The sequence below is a fragment of the Chloroflexota bacterium genome (assembly GCA_009840625.1).
Taxonomy (GTDB): domain Bacteria; phylum Chloroflexota; class UBA11872; order UBA11872; family VXNJ01; genus VXNJ01.
The window spans coordinates 55,434-63,353 of the sequence record VXNJ01000008.1 but is presented as its reverse complement, the minus strand read 5'-3'; the positions used below and the strand labels follow the sequence as shown (position 1 = coordinate 63,353).

Genomic DNA, 7,920 nt, shown 5'->3' with positions numbered 1-7,920 from the left:
GGGGGGCCGGGGCGCGGCGTGGGGGCTGCGGTGTTTGCCCGGGGGCCCCCCGCCCCGCCGCCCCGGGGGGGGCGGCGGGGGGGCGGGGCCGGCCGCCCCCCCCCCCCCCGCGACCTGCTGGAAAGTGCGGTAAAACGCGCCGTTGGCGCCAAGGACTCCTCGCGCCTGATCCCAGGCCACGGAGGGGTCCTGGATCGAATCGACAGCTTCACGACCGCCCTTCCGGCCGGCCTGGCCCTGCTGCTGTTGGCGGGACTGATCTGATGGGCAGACCGACCCGGCTGGCGATTCTGGGCAGCACCGGCTCCATCGGAACGCAGGCCCTCGGGGTTGTAGAGGCCTGCCCCGGCGAATTCGACGTAGTCGGTCTGGCGGCGGGCCGGAATCTGGACCTGCTCCTCGAACAGGCGCGCCGCTTCGGCGTCGAACGGGTCGCCCTGGCCGCCAACGAGAGGTCTGAAAACATCGCCGGCGTGACCGTCCTGGGCGGCGACAGCGGATTGATCGAGATTGCCGCCGGATCGGGTGCCGACCTGGTGCTGGTGGCCACCGTCGGCGCGGGCGGTTTCGCTCCCACCGTGGCCGCCGTCGAAGCCGGTATCGACATAGCCCTGGCCAGCAAGGAGTTGCTGGTGATGTCCGGCCAGCTGCTTATGCGGCATGCCGAAGCTCACGGAGTCAGCGTACGCCCGGTCGACAGCGAACACTCTGCCGTCTGGCAGTGTCTATGGGGCGAGGACCCGGCGAGCATCCAGCGGATCATCCTCACGGCCTCCGGCGGGCCGTTTCGTGAAGTCCCGCTCGGCGAATTCGCCCGCGTGACTCCTTCCCGGGCGCTTGCCCACCCGACCTGGGAAATGGGTCCGAAAGTCAGCATCGATTCGGCCACGCTCATGAACAAGGGTCTGGAGGTCATCGAGGCCAGTTGGCTTTTCGGGATGCCGGCCGACCGGGTGGACGTACTGATCCATCCGCAGAGCATCGTCCATTCGCTGGTCGAATTCATCGACGGTTCGCAGAAGGCCCAGCTCGGGGTACCGGACATGCGGATCCCGATTTCCTGCGCCCTGGGGATGGACGGCCGCCTGCCCATTGCCGGGCACGCTCCACGGCTGGATCTGGCGGGTTCCGCCGATCTGGAATTCGAAGAACCCGATCTGGACCGCTTCCCGCTGCTCGACCTGGCCCGGCGGGTGGCCCTCGAGGGTGGCTGTGCGCCCGCGCTCCTGGTCGGAGCCGACGATGCCGCGGTCGAAGCCTTCCTGGAGGAGCGGATCCGATTCGATCAGCTGCCGCAAGTCGTGGCCGCGGTACTGGCCGACGCCCCGCGCGGCGACATGGATCAGATTTCGGACGCCCTGGATTTCCATCAGCAGGGCTACCGGCTCGCCAGAGACCAGGTCAGACGCCTGAACCGATGATCGAAGCGCTGCTCGGCACGCTGGGCACCGCCGGCACAATCGCGGTCGGGCTGGGCACCCTGACCCTGATCGTGGTCGCCCACGAACTGGGGCACTTCGCCGCCGCCCGGCTGCTCGGCATCCGGGTCCTCGAGTTCGCGGTGGGGTTTCCACCGCACCTGCTCCGGCGGCGCTCGGCCGGGACTACCTTTACGCTCAACCTTTTCCCGATCGGCGGATACCTGCGGATGCTGGGCGAGACCGGCGGGAGCGCCGGTTCGGCGCCGGACAGCTTCGCCGCCCAGCCGGTATGGGGTCGCCTCCTGGTGTTGGCCGCGGGGCCCCTGGCCAACGTCCTGGCCGGATTCGGATTCCTGCTGGTCGCGGCGTTGCTGTTCGCGCCGGTCGGCACCAGGGTCACGGCCGTCGACCCGGGTTCGCCGGCGGCCCAAGCAGGTATTCAGGCCGGCGACCGCATCTTGATCCTGGACGAACGCGATGGCATCCTGCCGGCGGAGTTTTCGTCGGTCGTGGCCGACCGCACCGGCGACCGGCTGCAGCTGGTGCTCGAACGCTCGGGTCGCCAATTCCGGGTGGCAGCAGTCCCGCGCGCCGATCCGCCCCCCGGCCAGGGCCCCTTAGGACTGCACATAAATTACGTGCGCAGCCCGGATCTTTCCGGGCGGGCCTTGTCCCGGGCGCTGATCCAGACCGGCGAGGCGATTACGCTCCTGCCGCGCTACACCGCCGGGGCCCTCGCGGGCGAGGGCCAGATCAATCTCACCGGGGTGGTGGGAATCCTGGATACGTTCGGCCAGGCAACCCTCTTGGGACCGGCCCTGGTGCTCGGACTGGCCGGATCGATTTCGATCCAGGTGGCGCTGTTCAATCTCCTGCCGTGGCCGGTCCTTGACGGAGGACGAATGACACTGATGCTGATCGAGGTGGCGCGAGGGCGGCGGATCTCACCGGAAGCCGAAAAGGCGCTGCAGGTTGCGAGTATGGCGGCATTGCTCATACTTGTTGTAGTGGTGACTGCCGCCGACATATCGCGCATAGCCGGCGGCGGGCCCTAGCGGTCCAACCCTTGCCATTGCAATCGCCCCAAGGACTTCAAGAGATGTCGGAAATCCTCAGAAGGCGAACCTCGATCCCGGTCCACGTGGGCGATGTTCGAATTGGCGGCGGCGGACCGGTAGTGGTCCAGTCAATGACCACAACCAACACCGCCGACGTGGCCGCGACCAGCGCTCAAATCGGCCGGCTGGCCGATCTCGGTTGCCAGATCGTGCGCGTGGCGGTCCCGGACCGCGAGGCCGCGCTGGCGCTTCCCGAGCTGCTGAAGGCCAGTCCGGTACCGCTTATCTCCGACATTCATTTCGACTACCGCCTGGCGCTCCTGGCGGCCGAGGCAAATATCGACGGGCTGCGGATCAACCCCGGAAACATCGGGGATCGCGACCGGGTGCGTCAGGTGGTCTCGGCCTGCAAGGACCGCGATATTCCGATCCGGATCGGCGTAAACGCCGGTTCGATCCCCGAAAACCGCACCGCAGACGGGCGCCCCAAGCAGGGACAGGCGCTGGCCGAGGCCATGGTCGCGCATGCGATGTCGCACATCCAGATTCTGGAAGACGAGGACTTCGAATCCATCAAGGTCTCGCTGAAGGCCTTCGACATCGACCCGATGGTTCGCGCCTACCGACTGATCGCCGACCAAATGCCGTACCCGCTGCACCTCGGCATTACCGAGGCCGGGACCGTCCGGTCGGGCAGCATCCGCTCGGCGATCGGCATCGGGATGCTGCTCTACGAGGGCATCGGCGACACGATTCGGGTGTCGCTGACCGCCGAACCGGAAGAGGAAGTACCGGTCGCCTACGAGATTCTCAAGAGCCTCGAATTGCATCAGCAGGGCACCACCCTGGTCTCCTGCCCTTCCTGCGGACGATGCGAAATCGAACTCTTCGACCTGGTGGAGCAGGTGGAGCAGCACCTCTCGCGAATAGAAGAACCGCTGAAGGTTGCGGTCATGGGCTGCGTGGTCAACGGCCCCGGCGAGGCGCGCGACGCCGACATAGGGCTGGCCGGCGGGCGCGGGCGCGGAGTCATCTTCTCCAAGGGCGAGATCCTGAAGACCCTGGACGAGGATGAATTCTTCCCCGAACTGACTGCCGGCATCGACGACCTGGTCGCCGAACGGCGGCGCCAGCGCGAACTCGAGGAAGCAGAAGCCTAGCCTTTCGCGGCGGCCGCGCTTCCCGCGGGTGCGGCAAAGCTAACCAGGCGGTTCGGCGTCGGTCGGCTGTCCTGCGGTGAGGGCGGCGAATACGAGCGAGGCGATCAGCGCGCCGGCCAGCGGTCCGGCCCAATAAACCCAGTGATTGGCGAATTCGCCGGAAAGCAACGCCGGACCAAGGGTGCGCGCCGGATTGAGCGAACCCCCGGTCAGGGCGCCGGAAACAATCAGACCGGCGGCCAGCGCAGTCGGTATCGCCAGGGCGGCGGCGGCGGCCGGAACGCGGTAGCGGACGGCCACGAAGAGAATCGTTGAAACAAGGATGAAGGTGCCGGTCGCCTCCAGAATCACCGCCTGCCAGGGCTCGGTTCCGAAGGCCACCGTGGTCAGGCCGTAATTGCTGGGGCCAAGCGGAATCGCCGACGCCAGTACTGCCGTCGCCAGGATGGCGCCGATTATCTGGGCGACGATGTTGCCGATTCCGGCAACCAGTGAGATCTTGCCCAACACGAAAAGGGCAACCGTTACGGCCGGGTTGAACTGCGCCCCGGAGACGTCGTAGAACATGTAAATCCCGGCCGACAGGGCAAATACCGAGCCCAGGACCGCGATCAGCATATTGGCACTGGTGCTGAGTTCATCCACGACCACCATCGCGGAACCGGCGGCCCCCAGGACCAGGACGAAGGTTCCGACCAATTCCGCCATCCAGGGTCGGATCTGTTCGGTCATCGCATCGGTTCCATTGCGGTCGCCTGGCCCGGACCAGCCAGCACATTGCAATGCTATTTGACCTGGGTACCGGGAGCCGGCTGCCCCGGCGCCAACCGATAATGGCCGTGCCCAGCCGGACGCCCCGGCCTCCCGAGCGGGCACATCCGATACCGCCCCGAACCTTGGACACTAAGAAGCAATGATGGACAAGCCGAACGTCTTTCGGCAGAAGCTCGACGCCGGTGAACCCACCGTCGGTTGTCGCGTCTCATCGGTTTGGGCGGGGCTGGCCGAGGTGATCGGCCTGACCGGCCAGATCGATTACGTCGAATTCGTTTCCGAATACGGTCCCTTTGACAACTTCGCCCTGGAGAATTTCGCGCGCGCGATCGACCTATTCCCGCATATGAGTTCGTTGATCAAGCTCGACCAGATGCCACGTCCTTACCTGGCGATCCGCGCCGCCGGCGCCGGGATCGAGAATTTCCTCTTCTCGGACGTGCGGGGGCCCGCCGACGCGCGCGAGGCGGTCGGATCGGTGCGCGCCGATGCCGCCGGCCAGGACGGCCTGCGTGGAATCGGGGCTACCCGGGACAACCGCTGGGGTTACGGGCTGGACGCGAAGGGTTACATCGACAAGCTGAACAAGGCCGTGGTCATGATCATGGTCGAAAAGAAGGGTTGCGTCGACCAGCTCGAGGAAGTGCTGGCAACTCCGGGCTTGGACATGACCCAGTTCGGCCCGGCCGACTTCTCGATGAACAGCGGCAACTTCGAGGGACGCGAGTCGACCGCCGTCAAGGACGCCGAGCTCTACAGCATCGAGACCTCGATGAAGATGGGCGTGACCCCGCGGGTCGAAATCGGGTCTCCCGATCAGGCCGCTCCCTATCTCGAAATGGGTGTACGCCACTTCAGCCTTTCCGGCGACCTCTACGTGCTGCGCGATTTCTGGTCGACCGAAGGTCGGCGGCTGCGCGAAATGATCGATTCGACCTAAAGTCCCCGCCGCGCGGGCGCCAGTCACGCTAGCCGGTCTCGCCCGGCGTTGCCACGCCCCTCCATCGAGCGGCGGATTTTTCGGCCCAGGACTGGGGAGCGATCAAGGTCGGGTTTCTCCGGAGCGAGAGCGGGAGGGTGCCCAATTACGGCCGCCGCATACCGTGGCGGCGGATTGACAACTCGCCGTTAGCGCCGCCCTGCAGGGAGGGGTCCGCCACAGACACTAGTGACTTTGCAATTCAGGCGGATTGACCTTGCGGGCCGGTCAATGCGGCGGGGGACCAAAGCCCGGCGTTCATCTGGCCGCCGTCCACCACGATGCTTTGGCCGGTGATCCAGCTGGCTCGGGGCGAGCACAGGAATGCGGCGACCTCACCGATCTCTTCGGGCCGCCCCAGCCGTTTGAATGGAAACTGACTCTCGGCGAATTCGGCCATGACTTCGGGCGCCTGCTCACGCCGTCGCCCCCAGCTGCCGCCCTTAAATTCGATCGAGCCGGGCGAAATCGCATTGACCCTAATGTCGTATTGGGCCAGCTCGCGCGCCAACGCCGTCGCCAGGTAGATTTGCGCCGCTTTGGCCGCCCCGTATTGGGCTGGCACCTGGACCCGCGCGCCGGTGATCGAGGCGGTGATCAGCGCGGCCGCTTCACCCTGTCGGCGCAGGTGCGGGACCGCGGCCCGGATGAGCCGCACGGCGTGCAGAAGATTGATGTCGAGCGTGAACTGCCAGTCCTCGTCATCCGAGTCCAGCAATCCCGGCCGCAGCTGGCCGCCGGCATTGGCAATTACGATGTCCAGCCGGCCGAACCCTTCGGCGGCCGCTGACACCGCCGCTTCAACCTGGGCACGGTCGGTGACGTCGCATTCCAAGGACAACGACCGAACGCCCAATTCATCGAGTTCTGCGGCCGTCGATTCCAGGGTACTCGCGGTTCGGGCGGCGATTGCGACATCGCAGCCCTCGGCCGCCAGGGCCCGGGCCATCGCCCGCCCGAGGCCGCGGCTGCCGCCGGTAATTAACGCGGACTTGCCGCGAAGTCCAAGGTCCATACAGCTCTCCCGGCGCCGATCAGCGCGCTTTGTTGATCAGTCGGGCTTGAATTCAGCCAGGACGCTGGCCGACCCCTCGCTGATGAATCCTGAATCGGAGCCGATATTGACGAACGTGAATCCTTCGGCAATCCGGCGCCGGCCCATCTCCGGGGTGCTGCAGGCATACCCGGCCGCCTTGCCCAGCGAAAGGCATACCTCCAGGACGTGGGCGACCGCCTCGTCATGCCGGGGGTGGTTGCCCATGTCGGAGACCTTCAGGCCCATGTCCAGTGCCAGGTCGGAAGGGCCGATCCAGCACCCGTCTACCCCCTCGACGCCCAGGATCGCTTCGGCGTTCTCGACCGCCGCCCGGGATTCGATCTGGACGGCCAGGAATACCTCGTCGTCGATCCAGCTGGCGTAGCCCGGTCCGAAGGTCGATGTCATGTACGGGCTGGCGTTAGATCGGGTCCCGCGCGGTGGATACCGGGATGCGGCGGCGGCGGCGGCTGCCTCGTCGACCGAATTGACCATCGGAATGACCAGGCCCAGCGCGCCCGATTCGAGCGCCTTGTTGATCAGGTCGTAGCGGTTCGTGAGCACGCGCGTAACCGGAGTCGATCCGCCCTGAATCACCGCCAGAAAACCCAGCCGCAGGTTGTGTTCGTTCCAGTAGCCGTGCTGCTGATCCAGCATCACCCAGTCGTATCCGGCCTGGGCCATTTGTCCGGCCGCCAATTCGGAGCCGTAGGCAAGTGAACAGCCGATGGCGGGCTTGCCGGCGGCCAGGATCGCCTTGGTCGCGTTAACCGTCATCGCGTTCCCCTTGGTGCTGTCGAACGGTCGTCCAAAACCTCAATCAAAATACTAGTTGCACCGGCCCCGGCCGGCCGCGGCGATCGATCCCTAGGTTCGCCCGAAATCGTCGGCCAGGCGGATCGTGTCATCGGGGTGGGGCGTGGACACCTCGATCATTTGGGCGTCGCCGCCGACCGCGGTGAACCGGTGAACCGTTTCGGGCCGCAAGCGCAGGCAGTCACCGGTGCGCAACATCACTGTTTGGGTTGGCTCTCCGCGCCTACCTAGCTCGGTTTCCACCACCCCTTTGGTCACGTAGACGGTTTCGTCTTTGCGCGGGTGATACTGCAGGCTGAGCCGGCTGCCTCCATTCACGTCGATCACCTTGCCCAAGTAAAGCTCGGTGTCTGCAAATATCAATTCGCGCCCCCAGGGCTTCTCGATGGTTTTAGCAGCACTTACATATTTGATTAGCATTTGATACAATCATCGAACAAGAGGGTGCTATTACCCTCTCACGGGCGAGGTTTTTCCTGTGGCCGTGGGCGACACGGCGTAAATACATGGTGGCGTGATTGCCAGATATGTAAGCCTCATTTCAGCGGAGGTCCCGCCCCCGGGCGGGGCGTGGGCGGCGGGGGGGGGGGGGGGGGGGGGGAAATGATGGTGAGGGCGGTGGAGTGATGCCAATAATAAAAAGTTATACATTTAAAAAAAGACCAGAACAACCACA

At 65.6% G+C, this 7,920-nt stretch carries 9 protein-coding genes and 1 pseudogene (1 of these 10 cut by a window edge); 6 read left to right on the top strand and 4 right to left on the bottom strand.

All coding sequences use genetic code 11. From position 1 onward, the window contains the following. Window positions 1–133: pseudogene (locus F4X41_05700) on the top strand (hypothetical protein) (it extends 914 nt beyond the left edge of the window). Next, window positions 1–264, top strand: a 264-nt coding sequence (locus F4X41_05695; protein MYB16513.1) for a hypothetical protein, incomplete at its 5' end; no start/stop codon positions are given. The pseudogene F4X41_05700 and the gene F4X41_05695, both read left to right, overlap by 133 nt. Next, window positions 264–1,421: a 1-deoxy-D-xylulose-5-phosphate reductoisomerase gene (locus F4X41_05690; GenBank protein MYB16512.1), complete on the top strand. Its 1,158-nt coding sequence runs from the start codon at window positions 264–266 to the stop codon at window positions 1,419–1,421. The genes F4X41_05695 and F4X41_05690, both read left to right, overlap by 1 nt. Next, entirely contained in the window at window positions 1,418–2,476 is a 1,059-nt protein-coding gene (locus tag F4X41_05685) for a site-2 protease family protein (protein MYB16511.1), read from the top strand. The genes F4X41_05690 and F4X41_05685 overlap by 4 nt, the downstream gene beginning before the upstream one ends. A 44-nt stretch (window positions 2,477–2,520) precedes the next feature. Further along, window positions 2,521–3,639, top strand: coding sequence for a flavodoxin-dependent (E)-4-hydroxy-3-methylbut-2-enyl-diphosphate synthase (gene ispG / locus F4X41_05680; protein ID MYB16510.1), 1,119 nt, complete (start codon window positions 2,521–2,523; stop codon window positions 3,637–3,639). 39 nt (window positions 3,640–3,678) lie between these two features. Here ispG and F4X41_05675 read toward each other — a convergent pair whose 3' ends face one another. After that, complete coding sequence (locus F4X41_05675) at window positions 3,679–4,371, bottom strand: aquaporin (protein MYB16509.1); 693 nt, start codon at window positions 4,369–4,371, stop codon at window positions 3,679–3,681. Between the two features lie 181 nt (window positions 4,372–4,552). Between F4X41_05675 and F4X41_05670 the strand changes: the two genes are divergently transcribed. Next, on the top strand, window positions 4,553–5,353 hold the full coding sequence (locus F4X41_05670; protein MYB16508.1) for a hypothetical protein: 801 nt from the start codon (window positions 4,553–4,555) through the stop codon (window positions 5,351–5,353). 241 nt (window positions 5,354–5,594) lie between these two features. Here the strand turns inward: F4X41_05670 and F4X41_05665 are convergent, their stop codons facing one another. The 3 genes from F4X41_05665 to F4X41_05655 form a co-directional block, all read right to left on the bottom strand. Next, window positions 5,595–6,407 (bottom strand): SDR family oxidoreductase, encoded by an 813-nt coding sequence (locus F4X41_05665; protein ID MYB16507.1) that lies wholly within the window; start codon window positions 6,405–6,407, stop codon window positions 5,595–5,597. Between the two features lie 36 nt (window positions 6,408–6,443). Further along, complete coding sequence (locus F4X41_05660) at window positions 6,444–7,205, bottom strand: hypothetical protein (protein ID MYB16506.1); 762 nt, start codon at window positions 7,203–7,205, stop codon at window positions 6,444–6,446. Window positions 7,206–7,295: 90 nt separating this feature from the next. After that, window positions 7,296–7,664, bottom strand: coding sequence for a cupin domain-containing protein (locus F4X41_05655; protein MYB16505.1), 369 nt, complete (start codon window positions 7,662–7,664; stop codon window positions 7,296–7,298). Window positions 7,665–7,920: the final 256 nt, after the last annotated feature.